We start from the raw sequence: 18,899 nt of genomic DNA, 5'->3' as shown, positions 1-18,899 counted from the left end.
TGATCAGCCACGGAATTCAGCGCGACCTTTGTACGGCGCCTTGCCATCCAGTTGCTCTTCGATGCGCAGCAGCTGGTTGTACTTGGACACCCGATCAGAACGGCACAGAGAACCAGTCTTGATCTGCCCGGCAGCAGTGCCCACGGCCAGATCGGCAATGGTGCTGTCTTCGGTTTCGCCACTGCGGTGGGAGATCACCGCGGTAAAGCCGGCGGCCTTGGCCATCTGAATGGCTTCCAGGGTTTCGGTCAGCGAGCCGATCTGGTTGAACTTGATCAGAATCGAATTACCGATGGACTCGTCGATACCGCGCTTGAGAATCTTGGTATTGGTCACAAACAGATCGTCGCCGACCAGTTGCACCTTGGCGCCAATTTTATCGGTCAGGGTCTTCCAGCCAGCCCAGTCGGATTCATCCATGCCATCTTCTATGGAGATGATCGGATAACGCTGGGTCAGACCGGCCAGGTAATCGGCAAAGCCGGTGGCATCAAACACCTGGCCTTCGCCGGCCAGATCGTATTTGCCATCCTTGTAGAATTCGCTGGCCGCACAGTCCAGGGCCAGAGTCACGTCGTCGCCCAGGGTATAACCGGCGTTGGCTACCGCTTCGGCAATCGCTGCCAGTGCATCTTCATTGGACGCCAGGTTCGGCGCAAAACCGCCCTCATCGCCCACGGATGTGCTCAAACCGCGCGCCTTCAGCACTGCCTTCAAGTGGTGAAAAATTTCTGCACCCATACGCAGGGCATCGGCAAAGTTCTTCGCGCCGACCGGCTGGACCATGAATTCCTGAATATCGACGTTGTTGTCCGCATGTTCGCCGCCATTGATGATGTTCATCATCGGAACCGGCATGGAATAAACACCAGGCGTGCCGTTCAGATCGGCAATATGCGCGTACAAGGGCACGCCCTTGGCCTGGGCAGCCGCTTTGGCCGCAGCCAGGGATACCGCCAGAATCGCGTTGGCACCCAACGTTGCCTTGTTCTCGGTACCGTCCAGTTCGATCATGGCGCGATCCAGACCCGCCTGATCGATCGCATCGCGACCCACCAGCAGCTCACGGATGGGACCATTGATATTGGCCACGGCCTTTAGTACGCCTTTGCCCATATAGCGGCTCTTGTCGCCGTCACGCAGTTCCAGCGCTTCGCGCGAACCGGTGGAAGCGCCGGAAGGTGCACAGGCACTGCCTTGCAGGCCGCCTTCCAGAATCACGTCGGCTTCAACGGTCGGATTGCCACGGGAATCGAGAACTTCGCGACCCTTGATATCAATAATCTTAGCCATGGTTGCAGCTTGCTCCATCTAACAAAAAGAAAAGGGTAATCAGGCGGTTTCCAGCACAGGAAAGCTTTTGACCAACTCGTCGAGCGCCTTCAACTGAGCCAGGAAGGGCTCAAGCTTGTCCAGGCGCAACGCACAGGGGCCGTCGCATTTGGCATTGTCCGGATCCGGATGGGCTTCCAGAAACAAGCCGGCCAGCCCTTGGCTCATACCGGCTTTGGCCAGATCGGTGACCTGAGCACGGCGACCACCGGCCGAGTCACTGCGCCCACCGGGCATTTGCAGTGCGTGGGTCACATCGAAAAATACCGGGTACTCGAACTGCTTCATGATGCCGAAGCCGAGCATATCGACCACAAGATTGTTGTAGCCGAAGCTGGAGCCGCGCTCACAGAGAATCAGCCGGTCATTGCCGGCCTCTTCACACTTGCTGAGGATATGACGCATTTCCTGCGGCGCCAGAAACTGCGCTTTCTTGATATTGATCACCGCCTGGGTCTTGGCCATGGCCACCACCAGATCGGTCTGCCGCGACAAAAAAGCCGGCAACTGGATGATGTCGCAGACTTCGGCAACCGGTGCAGCCTGGTGCGGCTCGTGCACATCGGTGATCAGCGGCACATTGAAAGTGCGTTTGATCTCTTCGAATATCTTCAACCCCTCTTCCAGACCGGGGCCGCGGAAGGAGTTGATCGAAGAACGATTGGCCTTGTCAAAGCTGGCCTTGAATACGTAGGGAATGCCCAGCTTGCTGGTGACCTCGACATAGGTCTCGCAAATGCGCATGGCCATGTCCCGGGATTCCAGCACGTTCATGCCGCCGAACAGCACAAAGGGCTTGTCATTGGCAATATCGATCGTCTGCCCGGCGGGTGCAGTTACCTGAACCGTCTTGTGTTGCATCTGTATTCCTCAGCCCTTGAGCTTGTGCTGGGCCAGTGCCGCCTGAATAAAGCCACTGAACAGCGGATGACCGTAACGGGGAGTCGAGGTAAATTCCGGATGGAACTGGCAGGCCACGAACCACGGGTGGTCACCGACTTCAATCACTTCCACCAGGGCACCATCGACCGAACGACCGGTCACTTTCAACCCACCGGCTTCGAGATCGGCCAACAGGTTGTTATTGACTTCATAACGATGACGGTGACGCTCAACAATCACATCCTTGCCGTAACATTCGTGCGCCTTGGAACCCGGTGTCAACGCGCATTCCTGGCCGCCCAGGCGCATGGTGCCACCCAGATCGGAATCCTCGGTGCGCTGCTGCTTGTCACCACTGGCATTCTGCCATTCGGTAATCAGGCCGACCACCGGATGCTCGCTAGTCTTGTCGAACTCGGTCGAGTTGGCATCGGCCCAGCCAAGCACGCTGCGGGCGTACTCGATCACCGCCACCTGCATACCCAGGCAAATGCCCAGGTAGGGAATCTTGTTCTCACGCGCGTGTCGCACAGCGGCAATCTTGCCTTCCACACCGCGCAGACCGAAGCCGCCCGGTACCAATATCGCGTCGACGCCCTCGAGCAGCCCAACGCCCTTGAGCTCGATCTCTTCGGAATCGATATAACGCATGGTGACCTTGGTCTGACTCTGGATACCGGCGTGGCTGAGTGCTTCGATCAGCGACTTGTAGGCATCCAGCAGTTCCATGTACTTGCCGACCATGGCAACAGTCACTTCCTTGTTCGGGTACAGCTTGCCTGCCACCACACGGTCCCATTCGGACAGGTCGGCACTGCCGCATTCGATGCCGAAGCGCTCGATAACAAAATCATCCAGGCCCTGGGCGTGCAATACGGCGGGGATACGGTAGATGGTGTCGACGTCTTCCAGGCCAATAACCGCACGCTCTTCAACGTTGGTGAACAGCGCGATCTTGCGCCGCGAAGACAGATCAATCGGATGATCGGAGCGACAGATCAGCACATCAGGCTGCAGGCCGATGGAGCGCAGTTCCTTGACCGAGTGCTGCGTAGGCTTGGTTTTGGTTTCACCGGCTGTCGCGATATAGGGTACCAACGTAAGGTGCATGAGCATCGCGCGCTTGGCGCCGACTTCCACCCGCAACTGGCGAATGGCTTCAAGAAACGGCTGGGATTCGATATCGCCGACCGTACCGCCAATTTCCACCAGGGCCACGTCGGCATCGCCGGCGCCCTTGATGATGCGGCTCTTGATCTCGTCGGTAATGTGCGGGATTACCTGAATGGTCGCACCCAGGTAGTCACCACGGCGCTCCTTGCGCAGTACTTCCTCGTACACACGACCGGTAGTGAAGTTGTTGGCGCGGCTCATGGTTGCACTGACGAAACGCTCGTAGTGACCCAGATCCAGATCGGTTTCAGCGCCATCGTGGGTAACGAAGACTTCACCGTGCTGGAAGGGACTCATGGTGCCGGGATCGACGTTGATATACGGATCCAGTTTGAGCATGGTGACCTTCAGGCCCCGTGCTTCGAGAATGGCTGCAAGCGAAGCCGAAGCAATACCCTTGCCCAATGAAGATACAACACCACCCGTGACGAAGATGTAGCGCGTCATGAAAAACCCGTTGAATGAACTGTTAAGCGACCAGAGCCGCGGGGAATCGAAGGGAGCCTGGGGGAAGCACTGGTTGATTCCCAAAGTCTCGTCAAGATGGGAAGTCAGGATACCAGACGCCCCCCGATTGCTCAATCCGTTAGCGGCACCCAAGTGACCTGAAATGCCGATTCATTGCCGCTCGCAGCCGCATCCTGAGCATTCCAGCGCCCGCCTATAGAAACCAGCTGCTCGTCGCAGTATAGCAACGGAACCCGAGCACGCAGCCAAGGCGGAATGCCTGCCTGTTGTAGCAAATCCTTCAAGGACTGGGTCGGGCGCCCTGGCAGCTTGATCAATTCACCACCCTGGCGATATCTGACCTGCCAGACACCCGCACGCCAGGCAATACCCTGCTCTGCCGGCCTGATCAGCAGTGTACCGTTGCTGGCACTCAATGACGTATCGCCCCAAAGGGGCAGAGACTGGGGCACAGGTGTGCCCGCCATGGTGCCAGGCAATAGCCAAATGCGACCCGACGAGCGGCATAGCCGATAGTCGGCCACGCGCATTTCCGGCTGCCCATCGCCGTCGGCAGCTAACTGACTGAGGAACGCCTGCAGCTGCCGCCTGGGTGGCGACGCTAACTGATTCAGCTGGCACCAATAGCGCAGCAGATTGGCCTGTCTCGGAAGCGACAAGGTCTGCACGTAGCCGGCATCCAGGCTTTGCCAGGCGCACAACCAGGGATCAGTAACGCCCGGCTGAGCCAGTTGCAGATCATCCTGCGCGCGCTCATCCAGAAGCAGGTTGGCATCCGCGGCATGCTCCGCCAATTGCAGCAGACTATCCGGCGCCGCCGGCCAGCTGTCACGCAGGCGTGGCAACAGGTCGTGACGCAAGTGAGTACGGGCAAAACGCTGATCCTGGTTGGCCGGGTCTTCTATCCAGCTCAATTGTCTGGACTCAGCCCAGGCCAGCAGTTCCGAGCGGCTCCAGCCCAGCAGCGGTCGGTACAAATGTCCCTGTGCCAACGCCCGCCTCTGCGGCATACCCGCTAACCCACGCAATCCCGTGCCGCGCAATAATCTGAACAGCAGAGTTTCCAGTTGATCATCCTGATGATGCGCCAGCAGCAGACAATCATCGCTACCCATATGCTCGGCGAAAGCGTGGTAGCGCGCCGCGCGGGCCTGGGCCTCGATGCTCGCGCCTGGCGTCAGCTGCACTCGCTCGATTGTCAGCTCCACTCCACGCACGCGACACTGCTGCAGGCAGTGGTCCGCCCACAGGTCGGCGTCGGCATGCAGGCCGTGGTGTATATGCAGAGCTTTGATGGGAGGTAGCGAATAGTGGTAACGCAGCTCGGTCAACGCATCGAGCAGAACCATCGAGTCCATGCCACCGGACAACCCCAACCACCAGGTCGAGGCGTCCGTGCAGGGCAGCAACTGCCTGAGCAGTTCCTGCGCGGAGAACATCTACTTCAGACCGAAAGCCATCAGGCGATCGTAACGACGCTCGAGCAGCTCGTCAGCGGGCAGTTTTTCCAACGCCTCCAGTTCGACCAGCAACTGGGCCTTGACCCGCGCAGCCATTTCTTCCGGCTTGCGGTGCGCGCCACCAAGTGGCTCGGCGATCAGGTTATCGACCAGTTTGAGTTCCTTCAGGCGCTCGGCGGTAATACCCATGGCTTCGGCAGCATCAGCAGCCTTCTCGGATTTTTTCCACAGAATCGAGGCACAGCCTTCCGGCGAAATCACCGAATAAGTCGAATATTGCAGCATCATCAGTCGATCACAGACGCCAATCGCCAATGCCCCGCCGGAGCCACCCTCACCGATAACGGTGGCAATGATCGGCGTTTTCAGCCGCGCCATGATCTGCAGATTCCAGGCAATGGCTTCGCTTTGACCACGCTCTTCAGCGTCGATACCTGGATAGGCACCGGGCGTATCGATAAAGGTCAGCAGCGGCATCTTGAAGCGCTCGGCCATCTGCATCAAACGGCAAGCCTTGCGGTAGCCTTCCGGCTTGGGCATGCCAAAGTTGCGACGGACCTTTTCCTTCACGTCGCGGCCTTTCTGGTGCCCGATAATCATCACCGGCCGGCCATCCAGGCGGGCAATACCACCCACAATGGCGGCATCATCGGCGAAATGCCGGTCGCCATGCAGTTCTTCGAAATCGGTAAAAATCTGGCTGATATAGTCCAGCGTATAAGGCCGTTGTGGATGCCGAGCCATCTGCGCGATCTGCCAGCTGCTCAGATTGCCGAAGATGCTTTCGGTCAGCGACTTGCTCTTGTCCTGAAGACGGGCGATTTCGTCGGTGATATTCAGCGAATTATCACTGCCGACCAATCGCAGCTCTTCGATCTTGGCCTGCAGATCAGCGATCGGCTGTTCAAACTCCAGGTATTTCTGGCTCTTGCTCATAAGCATCCATTATCCGCGTAGGCCCCGCAGCAGGGCGTCCGATTTTTCATTACCTTAAGGGATTGGCGCCTAACAGTCGAGCGCACCAAGCCCTTACGCATCATCTGTAGTGCAAAGAGACGCTGTCTTTACCCAGGTGGTCACGTATCCCCTGCACCAGATCGTCAGCCGGCTCAACCCGCCAGCCTTCACCCAGGCGCAATTGCACTGCGGCGTCCGGCCGCTGCAGATCCACCGTTACCGCACAGCCACCGGGGAATTTGCGCAGCAAGCCCGCCAACTGGTCGAGGCTCTGCGCACCGTGACGCTGGGTATCCAGGCTGATGCGCACACTGTCGAGCAAGGTTGTGCGGGCGTCTTCCAGGCTCATCACCCGCTTGACGCGCATTCGCAGGCCACCAGAAAAATCATCCTGACTAACCTCCCCTTCCACCACCAACATAGCGTCTTTCTGCAACAACGCCTGTGATGACTGATACGCCTCGGCATACAGCGACACTTCGATCCGCGCCGAACGATCGTCCAGGGTAACAAAGCCCATCTTGTCGCCACGCTTGGTTTTCATCACCCGCAAGTCAAACACCAGACCGGCAATCGTCTGGCTTTCACGCGAGGGTTTGAGGTCAATGATGCGCTGCCGAGCAAAACGACGAATCTCTTTTTCATACTCGTCAATCGGGTGGCCGGTCAGATACAGCCCGAGCGTTTCTTTCTCACCACGCAGACGTTCCTTGAAGGTCCACTCACGTACCTTGCGATATTGCTCGTACACGTCGCGCACGGTGGAAGGGCCCAGTAGCTCGCCGAATAGATCGGCATGGCCGCTGTCCGCGCTCTTGGCAGTCTGCTCGGCCGCCGCAATCGCTTCTTCCATGGCCGCCATCAATGACGCCCGGTTACGGTCGACGTTTTTCAGATAGGCTTGCTGATCGGTGTCGAAAAACGGCCCGAGGTTATCCAGCGCGCCGGAACGGATCAACGCTTCCATTACTCGCTTGTTGATGCGTTTGAGATCGACACGGGCACAGAAGTCGAACAGATCGAGAAACGGACCGCCCTGCAGACGCTTCTCAACGATGGTCTCCACCGGCCCTTCACCCACGCCCTTGATCGCGCCCAGGCCATAAACCACGGCACCGGCGTCATCCACTGTGAATTTGTATTCCGAGACGTTCACATCCGGCGGGTTGAGGCGCAGCTTCATGCTGCGGCACTCTTCGATCAGCGTGACCACCTTGTCGGTATTGTGCATATCCGCCGACAACACCGCCGCCATAAAGGGCGCGGGATAATGCGCCTTGAGCCAGGCGGTCTGATAAGAGACCAGGCCGTAGGCTGCCGAGTGCGACTTGTTGAAACCGTAACCGGCGAACTTTTCTACCAGATCAAATATGTTGCCTGCCAGATCAGCATTGATATTGTTACCTTCGCAACCCTCAAGGAAGATCGCACGCTGCTTGGCCATTTCTTCGGGTTTTTTCTTACCCATGGCCCGGCGCAACATGTCGGCGCCGCCGAGCGTATAGCCAGCCATGACCTGGGCAATCTGCATCACCTGTTCCTGATACAGAATAATGCCGTAGGTCGGCGCCAATACCGGCTTCAGGCTGTCGAGCTGATAGTTCGGATGCGGGTAGGACAGGATCTCACGGCCGTGCTTGCGATTGATAAAGTCGTCGACCATGCCTGATTGCAGTGGCCCGGGACGGAACAGGGCCACAAGGGCGATCAGGTCTTCCAGGCAGTCAGGCTTGAGCTTCTTGATCAGCTCTTTCATACCGCGGGATTCCAGCTGGAACACCGCCGTGGTCTCGGCCTTCTGCAACATCTGGTAGGTGGGCAGGTCGTCCAGCGGGATAAAGTTGATATCCAGCGGCGCACCACCGGTCTTGGCCCGCACCCGGTTGATGGTGTTCATCGCCCAGTCGATAATGGTCAGGGTCCGCAGACCAAGAAAGTCGAACTTGACCAGGCCAGCAGCTTCCACGTCATCCTTGTCGAACTGGGTTACCAGACCGCCGCCAGCCTCGTCGCAATACAGCGGCGCAAAGTCGGTCAGTTTGGTCGGCGCGATCACCACGCCCCCGGCGTGCTTGCCGACGTTACGCGTGACCCCTTCCAGCTTGAGCGCCATGTCCCAGATTTCCTGGGCTTCTTCGTCATTGGCGAGAAAGTCGCGCAGGATCTCTTCCTGCTCGAAGGCCTTGGCCAGGGTCATGCCGACCTCGAAGGGAATCATCTTCGAGAGCTTGTCAGCCAAGCCGTAGGACTTGCCCTGCACCCGCGCCACGTCACGTACCACGGCCTTGGCCGCCATGGTACCGAAGGTGATGATTTGCGATACCGCATTACGGCCATAGGTGTCGGCCACATACTCGATGACCCGGTCGCGCCCTTCCATACAGAAGTCGACGTCAAAGTCGGGCATGGATACCCGCTCTGGATTCAGAAAGCGCTCGAACAGCAGATCGTACTGCAGGGGGTCAAGATCGGTAATCAGCAGCGAATAGGCAACCAGCGACCCTGCCCCGGAGCCCCGGCCTGGGCCAACCGGTACGCCGTTGTTCTTGGCCCACTTGATGAAGTCCATCACGATCAGGAAGTAACCGGGAAACTCCATCTGGATGATGATATCCAGCTCGAAATTCAACCGGTCGATATACACCTGACGGCGTGCTTCGTAATTCTCAGAGTCGGGCGGCAGCACGACTTTGAGGCGTTCTTCCAGCCCTTCAAACGAAACCTTGCGGAAGAAGTCCGCTTCACTCATGCCGTCCGGTGTAGGAAAGGCCGGCAGGAAGTTCTTGCCCAACTGCACGTCGATATTGCAGCGGCGGGCAATTTCCATGCTATTGGCCAATGCTTCCGGGATGTCGGAAAACAGCTCGGCCATCTCGGCCGGTGTTTTCAGATACTGTTCTTCGCTGTACTGGCGCACTCGGCGCGGATCATCCAGCGCTCGGCCTTCACCAATACACACGCGCGTTTCATGCGCTTCAAAATCCTCGCGCTTGAGGAAGCGCACATCATTGGTCGCCACCACCGGGCAATCCAGCTTGACCGCCAGATCAACGGCAGCGTGCAAATACTCTTCGTCGTTCGGGCGGCTGGTGCGCTGCAGTTCCAGGTAGAAACGGCCGGGAAAGACCTGCATCCAGTACTGCAGCAAAGCGTCGGCTTCCTGCGGGTTGTTCGACAGCAGTGACTGCCCGATCTCACCTTCCTTGGCGCCGGACAGCGCGATCACGTCTTCGCTGGACTCGGCCACCCATTCGCGGCGAATGGTCACCACGCCGTTACGCTGGCCTTCGGTATAACCACGGGAGATCAACTCGGTCAGATTACGGTAGCCATTACGGTTCATGGCCAGCAGGCTGAGGCGGGTAAGCTGGTTGTCATCATTGGCGCCCACCAGCCAGACATCGACACCGGAAATCGGCTTGACCCCACCGCCCATGGACGCCTTGTAGAACTTCACCAGGCTGCACATGTTGTTCTGATCCGTCACCGCCACTGCCGGCATCCCTGCCTCGGCTACCATCTTGATCAGGGGCTTGATCTTGACGATACCGTCAACCAGAGAGAACTCGCTGTGTACACGCAAGTGAACGAAAGAATGCGTCATGGTAATCCTGTTTCTGAAGGCAACAACTGAGGTGGGATTGTAACGGCGGGGGGAGTTGGGGGCTACTCGCACGTTGTCTGGATTTACGCCAATAAGTATCGGCTTTGCTCTGATCCCATGCTGGACTTGTGCCTGGTGTGCGTAAGGCGGCAGGGCACGCCGACACGCCGTGAATACATCCCTGTAGGCTCATCACCGGCATCCCTGCCGGAGACGGTCGGCTTACCCCTGCCGCCTGACGCACACCAACGAACTCCCTGCAATCCGCTTGCTGAGTGTTGGGAAATCGAAAGGCAAATCAGCCTGGAGCTAAACATTAAAGGTTGGCCCCCGCAGCCATTTCATGGGACACAGCGCTGTTGTTATTCGCTTTGAAAACCAGAAGGATGTACGGAGATATGGGATCAGGTTCAGGTTGGCGCGGTGCGCCGACCGTCTCCGGCATGGATGCCGGTGATGAGCCTACAGGGATGTATCCACGGCGTGTCGGCGCACCGCGCCAACCTGAACCTGGTCTACACACGAATCCAAGTCCGCAGAGTCTAGAGCAACCCGCACCGGAGCAAACGAACGCCGATGGATCGCAGTAGCCCCCAACTCCCGCAAAGCAGAAAGGTGCACCGGCGTGGGATAACCCTTGTGCTGGGCAATGCCGTAGCCGGGATAGAGCAGCTCCAGCTCCTGCATCTCACGATCACGCGAGACCTTGGCCAGAATCGAGGCCGCGGCAATGGCCGGAACCCGGGAGTCACCCTTGATCACCGGCTCACTAGGCATCGGCAATACCGGGCAACGATTGCCGTCGACCAGCACCCGGTCCGGGCGAACAGACAACCCGGCGACAGCGCGCTGCATAGCCAGCATGGTCGCATGCAGAATATTGAGCTCATCGATTTCTTCGACTTCCGCCCGTGCGATACACCAGGCCAGTGCACGCTCTTGAATAATCGGAAACAAGGCTTCCCGGCGCGCAGCCGTGAGCTTCTTGGAATCATTCAGGCCTTCGATGGGACGCAGCGGATCGAGTATCACGGCCGCCGTGACCACCGCCCCGCAGAGTGGGCCGCGGCCGACTTCGTCTACGCCGGCCACCAGCTCGTCACCCACTGGCACATACCAATCGATCATCATCTGAGTCATGCCAACCTGCCTTTCTCGCGCATCAATTCAATTACCGCTTCGGCCGCCGACTCATCGGCATTGCGGCGCAACAGCTCATGCAACTGCATGAATGTCGCCTGAGTCGCCTCAGCTTCCTCGGTAGGGCCAAGACGCTCCAGCAGCGCCTGACCCATCGCCTCCGGCGTGGCGGCGTCCTGCAGGAACTCCGGCACGACTTCGCGCCCGGCCAACAGGTTAGGCAGGGATACATGCCCAACCTTGACCAGACGCTTGAGAATCTTGAACGTCAGACTAGCCATACGATAAGCAACGACCATCGGCCGTTTGAACAACATGGCTTCCAGTGTTGCCGTACCCGAGGCGATCAAGACTGCATCACAGGCAGCCAGTGCCTCATGGGCCTGGCCGTCAAGCAACGTCAGAGGTAATGATAATCCGCTCTCGGCCAGTATGGCTTCAATCTGCACTCGACGCTCAGCGTTGGCGCAGGGCATAACGAACTGCAATTGCGGTTGACGCTCAAGACACCAAGCGGCCGTTTGCAGGAACAACAGTCCCAGTTTCCGCAGTTCGCCATTGCGACTCCCCGGCATCAGCGCTACCACGCGGGAATCTGCTGCCAAGCCCAAAGCCGCTCGTGCTGCCCCGCGGTCTGGCTCAAGGGCGATTTGATCGGCCAGGGTGTGACCCACGCAGCGCACCGCCACACCATGTTTCTGGTAAACCGCTTCTTCGAAAGGAAACAGCGTAAGCATCAGATCGGTAGATTCGCGGATACCCAGCACGCGCTTTTCACGCCAGGCCCAAACCGAGGGGCTGACATAGTGAACGGTGGGGATGCCGACTTCACGTAGCTGCTTCTCGACATTGAGGGTGAAGTCAGGCGCATCGATTCCGATAAATACGTCTGGTTGCTGCGCCTTGAGGTAGCTGACCAGGGACTTGCGAATGCGCAAAAGCTCGCGAAGACGACCCAGCACTTCAACCAGGCCCATTACCGACAGACGCTCCATCGGCACCTGACTCTGCATACCCTGAGCAAGCATCCGCGGCCCGCCTATGCCGATAAAGCGGGCATCTGGGTATCGACGCTTGAGTGCACGGATCAGTCCAGCGCCCAGCGTATCGCCGGAGGCTTCACCGGCAACCAACGCAATACAAAGAGGGGGTGCAGCGGCCGAATCGGCAGGAACGGACATGACTAGCGGGTAATACCGCGGGTAGAAGCGACAATAGAGTCGCGATACAGCGCAATTTCGGTAAATTGCTGAGCCGGCTCTTCCAACGCCTTGAGCGCATCTTGCAGCGTCAGGCCCTGGCGATAGACGACCTTGTAAGCTCGGCGCAGTGCCGCCACCAATTCGGGGCTAAAACCACGACGGCGCATGCCTTCGAAGTTCATGCCGTGGGCGCTGGCCGGGTTGCCACCGACCATCACATAAGCGGGGATATCCTTGAACACTGCACTGTTCGCGGCACTCATCGACCAGGCACCGAGATGACAAAACTGGTGGACGGTGGTGTAACCGCCAAGAATCGCGCCATCACCGACCCGAACATGTCCTGCGATAGTGGCATTGTTAGCCATGATGATGTGATCGCCGACGACGCAGTCGTGCGCAACATGCACATATGCCATCAGCAGGTTGTGGCTGCCGATGGTCGTAACGCCGCGATCCTGGACAGTGCCGCGGTGCAGCGTGCAGCCTTCACGAATCACATTGTGGTCGCCAATCACCAGACGGGTGGCCTCACCGTTGTATTTCTTGTCCTGACAATCTTCTCCGACAGAAGAAAACTGAAAGATACGATTGTGCTGGCCAATAGTGGTCGGCCCGCGAATAACCACATGCGGCCCCACCACCGTACCGGCGCCTATTTCAACGTCCGGTCCGATCAATGTCCAAGGCCCAACTTCCACATCTTCAGCCAGCCGGGCGGACGGATCAACGATCGCCTGGGGATGAATTCGACTCATATTTTGTGTTCCGCACAGATGATTTCGCCTGAACAGGCTTCTTTGCCATCCACCATAGCGCGACAGGCGAACTTCCATATTCCACGGCGATTGCTCAGATGCTGAGCTTCCAAATGCAGTTGGTCACCTGGCACTACCGGCTGGCGAAAGCGTAGCTTGTCGGTGCCGACGAAGTAGTAAAGCGTACCGTCGGCTGGCTTGAGATTCATCATCTTGAAACCCAACAACCCGGCGGCCTGAGCCATCGCTTCGATGATCAATACACCCGGCATGATCGGGTGCTCGGGGAAATGGCCGTTAAAGAAAGGCTCATTAACCGATACGTTCTTGTAGGCGCGAATATGGCGAGCCTCCAGATCCAGCTCGAGGACCCTGTCCACCAGTAGAAACGGGTAGCGGTGGGGCAGGTATTCTTTTATTTCCTTGATATCCATGTATTCGCAGGCCTTGCACTAAAATTGTAGGCGCCGGGGGAAGGCGCAGTTCAGGACTCAGATGAGCCCTGAGTTCCCTGAGTCACGATCAGCAGTTGCTTTTCCAGCTGCTGGACCCTTTTCGCCATTGTATCGAGTTGACGTATGCGTGCGGCGCTCTTTTTCCAGTCGGCTGCCGGCTGCATCGCCGTCCCGGAGGAATAGGCACCCGGTTCAGTGATGGAGCGGGTGACCATGGTCATACCGCTGACAAAGACGTTGTCACAAATTTCGATATGCCCAACCATGCCAACACCGCCAGCAATGGTACAGTGCTTGCCGATGCGCGTGCTGCCGGAAATACCCACACAAGCAGCCATCGCCGTGTGATCGCCGATCTGCACGTTGTGCGCAATCTGTATCTGGTTATCCAGCTTTACGCCATCGCCAATCCGCGTATCGGACAGCGCGCCACGATCGATAGTGGTGTTCGCGCCGATCTCGACATCATCACCGATAAGCACGCCACCGATCTGGGCGATTTTCTGCCACCGGCCCTGCTCCGCAGCAAAACCGAAACCTTCTGAGCCGATAACGGCACCGGACTGAATAACTACCCGCTCACCGATCGTCACATCGTGATAAAGCGTAACGCGTGCTGCCAACCAGCCGCCGGCGCCAATAACGCAACGTGCGCCGATAAAGCATTGCGCCCCCAGCGTAACATTCGCACCAATATGCGCGCCCGCTTCGACAACAACGCCTGCACCGATGCTCGCCGTAGGGTCGACAACGGCATCCTCGGCAATCACTGCCGTGGGATGAACCCCGGCTGAGGGCTTTGGTTTGGGGTCGAACAGATGGGATAAACGCGCGTACATCAGATAGGGATTGGCAACCATAAGAGCGTTGCCCTTGAAGCCTTCCGCATCTGTTTCAGTTAGCAACACCGCGGCCGCGTGGGTGTCGGCAAGGTATTTGCGGTACTGGCTGTTAGCGAGGAAGCTTAGCTGTTCTGCGTTGGCCTCCTGCAGCGTAGCCAGGCCACGCACGAGCTGATCGGGGTTGCCGACCAGTCGTGCGTCCACCATCACAGCGAGAGAAGCGAGCGTCCATGAGGCCGTATTACTCACCTGCGGCCTCAACGAATGCTGTTCAGGCGCTCGATGACCTGGCGAGTGATGTCATACTCAGCCTTCACATCGACAACGGCACTGCGATCCAGAACCAAGTCAAATCCACCAGCCTGAATGGCAGCTTCCACAGCCTGATCAAGGCGCGGCTTGAGTGTTTCAAGCATTTCGCGATCTGATCCAGCTTTGGCTTCATTCAGCTCCTTGGACTGTGCCTGGAACTCGCGGGCTTTCTGACGGAACTCAAGCTCCAGCTTTTCCAGCTCGGTCTGATTCAGCTTTTCGCCTTCACTCTGCATACGTTCCTGCAGACGCTTGGCTTCGGCTTCCAGATTGCGCAAACGCTGCAACTGGGTGCCAAACTTCTTTTCGGCATCGACTGAATATTTCTTGGCTGCATCCGACTCCAGCAGCGCCATCTGATAATCCAGAACGGCAATTTTCATCTGGGCGGCTGCCGGGAAGCTGGCAAGAACCAGTACCGACATGATTGCAACACCTATAATCTTGCGCACTCTACAGCTCCTGTTAATCGTCTTTGGGGGTCTGGCTTCAGAATGTCTGACCCAGGGTAAACTGGAATACTTGTGTGTCGTCCGCCGACTCGCTGTTCAGCGGTGCGGCCAAACTGAAGCCCAATGGGCCCAAGGCCGTGATCCATGACAAACCAACACCGGCACTGTAGCGCAAATCGCCCACATCTACCTTGCCACAGCCGGGATTACTGTCGCCGCTGGGCAGCGTAGTGCTTGTGCAGTAAGTGTCATACACGTTACCTACGTCCAGGAACAATACCGTACGCAACGCACTCTGGTCCTGAATGAAGGGTACCGGGAAGATCAATTCCGCACCGCCGGTCACCTTGATGTTACCGCCGAAGGGCAGCTCATCGCGGTCGGGATCATTGTCGCTTGGCGTACTCTTGGGACCCAGTGTGCTATCGCGGAAACCGCGTACCGAGCCGATGCCGCCCGCGTAGTAGTGCTCATAGAAAGGTACTGACTGCGTCGAGCCAAAGCGGCGGGCAAAGCCAAGATTGGTGTGCATGCGCAATGTCAGATCTTCCGAGACGGGGAAGAATCGTTGAGCACGGTAATCAAGCTTGTAAAAATACAGATCACTGCCCGGCAGGGTGGTTTCAAAGCTGGCAGACTGCGAAAAGCCGCGGTCAGGGAACACGCCGCGGTTGAGCGTGGACTGCGACCAGGTCGAGTTGAACTTGAAGTTGGTGAAGGTATCGCCCTCGGTCTCGAGGAAGTCACGGATTTCCTGAACCGTATAAACACCCTCTTTGATTTCATCCTGCTGCGCAGTCAGACCGAAGGACAGCCGGGAGGTATCGCTGATCGGGTAACCGATATTGAAACCCGCGCCGTAAGAGTCGACCGCATAGCTGGAGATATCAACATTCAGCTCATCGTAATCAGTCGTCCGATAGAACGCGTTGTAGCCCAGGCTGACACCGTCAACGGTGAAGTACGGGTTGAGGAAGCCAAAAGACAGGGCCGTCTGGTACTCGGACCGGTTAGCGCTGATGCTGACCCGGTTACCCGAGCCGAAGAAGTTGTTCTGACTGATCGAGCCACCGAGGATCAAACCGGTGCCCTGGGCGAAACCCAGGCTCGCCGTGATCGAACCGGAAGGCTGCTCTTCCACGGTGTAATTCACATCGATCAGATCGTCGGCGCCAGGAACCTGTACGGTCTCAACGTCGACTTCCTTGAAGAAACCCAACCGCTCCAGCCGCACCTTGGACTGATCGATCAGGTAGGTAGAAGCCCAACCGCCTTCCATCTGACGCATTTCCCGACGCAACACCTCATCATCGGTCTTGGTATTGCCGCGGAAGTTGATGCGGTTGACGTAAGCACGCTTACCCGGATCGACGAAGAAGGTCACGGCAACCGTGCGATCTTCTTCATTGATCTCAGGGATGCCGTTAACGTTGGCGAAGGTATAACCCTCGTTACCCAGGCGTCGACTGATCAAATCGGAAGTTGAGGTCATCACCTGACGGGAGAATACCTGGCCCGGTTCAATCAGCAAAAGCCCATCGAGCGCAGACTCTTCAACAACCAGGTCGCCGGACAGCTTGACGTCGCTGACGGTGTACAACTCACCTTCATTGACGTTTACGGTCACATAGACGTTCTTCTTGTCTGGCGTGATGGACACCTGAGTCGAGGCGATATCCATGTTGATATAGCCGCGATCCAGATACCAGGAACGCAAGCGCTCCAGGTCACCAGAGAGTTTCTCACGGGAATATTTGTCGTCATTGCGGAAGAACGACAGCAGATTGGAACTCTTGAGCTCAAACAGATTGGTCAGCTCATCGTTGGTAAAGACCGTGTTACCTACGACGTTGACGTTCTTGATGGAGGCAACTTCGCCTTCATTGATATCAATTTTCAGCGTGACCCGATTACGCGGTTCAGCAATCACTTCCGTTTCGATACCAGCCGAATAGCGACCCTGGGCGACATACTGGCGCAGCAACTCGTTACGTACGCCGTCAAGTGTGGCTTGCTGGAAGATCTCCCCTTCCGCCAGGCCCGCTGCAGTCAAACCGCTGAGCAAGTCCTCGCTTTCAATAGCCTTGTTGCCTTCCAGTTCGATGGCAGCAATGGAGGGCCTTTCAACCACGGTAATGACCAGCACACTGCCATCACGACCGAGCTGAATATCTTCGAAGAAGCCGGTGCGGAAGAGTGAGCGAGTAGCTTCAACCAGCTTCTGGTCATCCACTTGCTCACCGATATCCAGCGGCAAGGCACCGAACACGCTGCCAGCGGAAACACGCTGCAACCCATTGATGCGGATGTCGGAGATCTGGAAGGCGTCGGCAAAAGCTCCTGGCGCCAGGAGTATCAGCAATAGCGCAGGCAATAGGTAACGTTTCATGAAATCCGTTCTGGCTGACTGGTTAAATTCGTTTCCGCCGCAACCGGCAGAGCGTGTTCTTGCGTGCCTAGGGTTATTCAACCCAGGCGGCTTATGTCGTTATAGATGGCAAATAGCATCACACCGACAATCAGCGTCAGACCTACCTGCAACCCCCAGGCCTGAATGCGTTCTGACAGCGGCTTGCCCCGTATCCATTCAGCCGTGTAATAGACCAGATGACCGCCATCCAATACCGGAATAGGCAGCAGATTAAGCACACCCAGACTGATACTCAAGTAGGCAATGAAGTTCAGAAAACTCTCAGGACCTGACTTGGCCGAAGCGCCCGCCACTTTAGCAATGGTTATCGGACCACTCAAGTTTTTTGCCGAGACAAGCCCGGTCAACATCTTTTTCAACGAGTCCAGGGTCAGAACAGTCATGTCCCAGGTCTTCGCCGCGGCGAAAGGAATAGCCACCAGAGGATTGTAATCAATTGACCGAACCATATGCTCCGGCCATTCGAAAGCGGCGACTCCCGCCCCGACAAATCCAGAGATTTCACCGCCCTGCTCCCGGCTTTGCGGCGTAACAGTCAGCAGCATGGGTTGACCGTCACGTTCAATACCTATTTCGAGCGGCTCACCCGGACTGGCTTGAATCGCCGGCACCACCTGATCCAGCCAGTTATTTACCGGCTCGCCATCGATGCTGACAATCAAGTCCCCGGAGCGCAGCCCGGCAGCCTCGGCTGCTCCATCTGGACTGATCTCGCCCAACAGTGGAGGTACTTCAGGCCTCCAACTGGCCAAGCCAAGCGCGGCGATAGGGTCCGGCTGGTCCGCTCCGCGAAGCCAGTCGCTCAATACCAGGGTATAGGATTGTGGCGTGGCGCCAGGCCCATCGATAGCCATGACCTGCATCTGCCCGGTTTCACCCAAACGCCGGATAAGCTGCAGATTGACGTCGTGCCAGCTTCGCGTCTCGGCACCATCGACTTCAACGATTTCAAGTCCTTGAACCAGTCCAGCGCGAGCAGCAACGCTACCCGGCTCGACCGGCCCCAGTACCGGCGCCAGCGTGGTAATGCCGATAACAGCAACCAGCCAAAAGGCCAGGATAGCCAGCAGGAAATTGGCGATGGGGCCAGCAGCGACGATGGCGATACGCTTCTTGACGTCCTTGCGATTGAACGTCTGATCCAGCTCAGCTTCGTCGACTGGGCCCTCGCGCTCATCAAGCATTTTCACGTAGCCGCCCAGCGGGATGGCTGCGATCACAAATTCGGTACCGCGTTTGTCATGCCAGCGGCATAGCGCCGAGCCAAACCCGATGGAAAAGCGTAAAACCTTGACGCCACAACGTCGAGCCACCCAAAAATGGCCATACTCGTGAATGGTCACCAGCAGTCCCAGCGCCACAACGGTGGCCAGCAAGGTGAATAACAGATCCATTCAACGCCTCATCTGGAAAGTAAATAATGGGAACCCG

At 57.6% G+C, this 18,899-nt stretch carries 14 protein-coding genes; all 14 read right to left on the bottom strand.

The features are described 5' to 3' along the window. Nucleotides 1-3: 3 nt before the first annotated feature. The 14 genes from eno to rseP all read right to left on the bottom strand — a co-directional run bounded on the left by eno (nt 4) and on the right by rseP (nt 18,862). Nucleotides 4-1,293, bottom strand: a complete 1,290-nt coding sequence (eno, locus tag EAO82_RS06600; RefSeq protein WP_096346712.1) for a phosphopyruvate hydratase — start codon at nt 1,291-1,293, stop codon at nt 4-6. A 39-nt stretch (nt 1,294-1,332) separates the two neighbouring features. Then, nucleotides 1,333-2,193: a 3-deoxy-8-phosphooctulonate synthase gene (gene kdsA / locus EAO82_RS06595; protein WP_096346707.1), complete on the bottom strand. Its 861-nt coding sequence runs from the start codon at nt 2,191-2,193 to the stop codon at nt 1,333-1,335. Between the two features lie 9 nt (nt 2,194-2,202). Then, complete coding sequence (locus EAO82_RS06590; RefSeq protein ID WP_096346708.1) at nt 2,203-3,834, bottom strand: CTP synthase; 1,632 nt, start codon at nt 3,832-3,834, stop codon at nt 2,203-2,205. A 131-nt stretch (nt 3,835-3,965) separates the two neighbouring features. Beyond that, nucleotides 3,966-5,294 (bottom strand): tRNA lysidine(34) synthetase TilS, encoded by a 1,329-nt coding sequence (gene tilS, locus EAO82_RS06585; protein WP_096346709.1) that lies wholly within the window; start codon nt 5,292-5,294, stop codon nt 3,966-3,968. Beyond that, on the bottom strand, nt 5,295-6,251 hold the full coding sequence (gene accA / locus EAO82_RS06580) for an acetyl-CoA carboxylase carboxyl transferase subunit alpha (protein ID WP_096346710.1): 957 nt from the start codon (nt 6,249-6,251) through the stop codon (nt 5,295-5,297). Between the two features lie 100 nt (nt 6,252-6,351). Continuing rightward, complete coding sequence (gene dnaE / locus EAO82_RS06575) at nt 6,352-9,876, bottom strand: DNA polymerase III subunit alpha (RefSeq protein WP_096346711.1); 3,525 nt, start codon at nt 9,874-9,876, stop codon at nt 6,352-6,354. 462 nt (nt 9,877-10,338) lie between these two features. Next, nucleotides 10,339-11,007: a ribonuclease HII gene (rnhB, locus tag EAO82_RS06570; protein WP_096347843.1), complete on the bottom strand. Its 669-nt coding sequence runs from the start codon at nt 11,005-11,007 to the stop codon at nt 10,339-10,341. A 5-nt stretch (nt 11,008-11,012) separates the two neighbouring features. Beyond that, on the bottom strand, nt 11,013-12,197 hold the full coding sequence (gene lpxB / locus EAO82_RS06565) for a lipid-A-disaccharide synthase (protein ID WP_096347805.1): 1,185 nt from the start codon (nt 12,195-12,197) through the stop codon (nt 11,013-11,015). Nucleotides 12,198-12,199: 2 nt separating this feature from the next. Beyond that, entirely contained in the window at nt 12,200-12,976 is a 777-nt protein-coding gene (gene lpxA, locus EAO82_RS06560) for an acyl-ACP--UDP-N-acetylglucosamine O-acyltransferase (RefSeq protein ID WP_096347806.1), read from the bottom strand. Beyond that, a complete protein-coding gene (gene fabZ / locus EAO82_RS06555) occupies nt 12,973-13,410 on the bottom strand; it encodes a 3-hydroxyacyl-ACP dehydratase FabZ (protein ID WP_096347807.1) in 438 nt (145 codons plus the stop codon). The genes lpxA and fabZ overlap by 4 nt, the downstream gene beginning before the upstream one ends. Before the next feature lie 50 nt (nt 13,411-13,460). Beyond that, nucleotides 13,461-14,522 (bottom strand): UDP-3-O-(3-hydroxymyristoyl)glucosamine N-acyltransferase, encoded by a 1,062-nt coding sequence (lpxD, locus tag EAO82_RS06550; protein WP_096347808.1) that lies wholly within the window; start codon nt 14,520-14,522, stop codon nt 13,461-13,463. Nucleotides 14,523-14,530: 8 nt separating this feature from the next. Next, on the bottom strand, nt 14,531-15,010 hold the full coding sequence (locus tag EAO82_RS06545; RefSeq protein ID WP_096347844.1) for an OmpH family outer membrane protein: 480 nt from the start codon (nt 15,008-15,010) through the stop codon (nt 14,531-14,533). Nucleotides 15,011-15,074: 64 nt separating this feature from the next. Beyond that, nucleotides 15,075-17,426, bottom strand: a complete 2,352-nt coding sequence (gene bamA, locus EAO82_RS06540) for an outer membrane protein assembly factor BamA (RefSeq protein WP_096347809.1) — start codon at nt 17,424-17,426, stop codon at nt 15,075-15,077. Between the two features lie 77 nt (nt 17,427-17,503). Beyond that, the gene (gene rseP, locus EAO82_RS06535; protein WP_096347810.1) at nt 17,504-18,862 is read right to left on the bottom strand and encodes a sigma E protease regulator RseP; all 1,359 of its coding nucleotides are present in this window, start codon (nt 18,860-18,862) and stop codon (nt 17,504-17,506) included. Between the last annotated feature and the right edge of the window lie 37 nt (nt 18,863-18,899).

This window comes from Halopseudomonas pelagia (genome assembly GCF_009497895.1).
Lineage (GTDB): Bacteria > Pseudomonadota > Gammaproteobacteria > Pseudomonadales > Pseudomonadaceae > Halopseudomonas > Halopseudomonas pelagia_A.
This window is presented reverse-complemented; position numbering and strand designations above follow the sequence as displayed.

What these genes read in the sequence shown, in the direction of transcription:
- fabZ (WP_096347807.1), bottom strand. Translation starts at nt 13,410, where the DNA reads ATGGATATCAAGGAAATAAAAGAATACCTGCCCCACCGCTACCCGTTT.
- tilS (WP_096346709.1), bottom strand. Translation starts at nt 5,294, where the DNA reads ATGTTCTCCGCGCAGGAACTGCTCAGGCAGTTGCTGCCCTGCACGGAC.
- kdsA (WP_096346707.1), bottom strand. Translation starts at nt 2,193, where the DNA reads ATGCAACACAAGACGGTTCAGGTAACTGCACCCGCCGGGCAGACGATC.
- lpxB (WP_096347805.1), bottom strand. Translation starts at nt 12,197, where the DNA reads ATGTCCGTTCCTGCCGATTCGGCCGCTGCACCCCCTCTTTGTATTGCG.
- EAO82_RS06590 (WP_096346708.1), bottom strand. Translation starts at nt 3,834, where the DNA reads ATGACGCGCTACATCTTCGTCACGGGTGGTGTTGTATCTTCATTGGGC.
- lpxA (WP_096347806.1), bottom strand. Translation starts at nt 12,976, where the DNA reads ATGAGTCGAATTCATCCCCAGGCGATCGTTGATCCGTCCGCCCGGCTG.
- EAO82_RS06545 (WP_096347844.1), bottom strand. Translation starts at nt 15,010, where the DNA reads ATGTCGGTACTGGTTCTTGCCAGCTTCCCGGCAGCCGCCCAGATGAAA.
- eno (WP_096346712.1), bottom strand. Translation starts at nt 1,293, where the DNA reads ATGGCTAAGATTATTGATATCAAGGGTCGCGAAGTTCTCGATTCCCGT.
- rseP (WP_096347810.1), bottom strand. Translation starts at nt 18,862, where the DNA reads ATGGATCTGTTATTCACCTTGCTGGCCACCGTTGTGGCGCTGGGACTG.
- rnhB (WP_096347843.1), bottom strand. Translation starts at nt 11,007, where the DNA reads ATGATGATCGATTGGTATGTGCCAGTGGGTGACGAGCTGGTGGCCGGC.
- accA (WP_096346710.1), bottom strand. Translation starts at nt 6,251, where the DNA reads ATGAGCAAGAGCCAGAAATACCTGGAGTTTGAACAGCCGATCGCTGAT.
- bamA (WP_096347809.1), bottom strand. Translation starts at nt 17,426, where the DNA reads ATGAAACGTTACCTATTGCCTGCGCTATTGCTGATACTCCTGGCGCCA.
- dnaE (WP_096346711.1), bottom strand. Translation starts at nt 9,876, where the DNA reads ATGACGCATTCTTTCGTTCACTTGCGTGTACACAGCGAGTTCTCTCTG.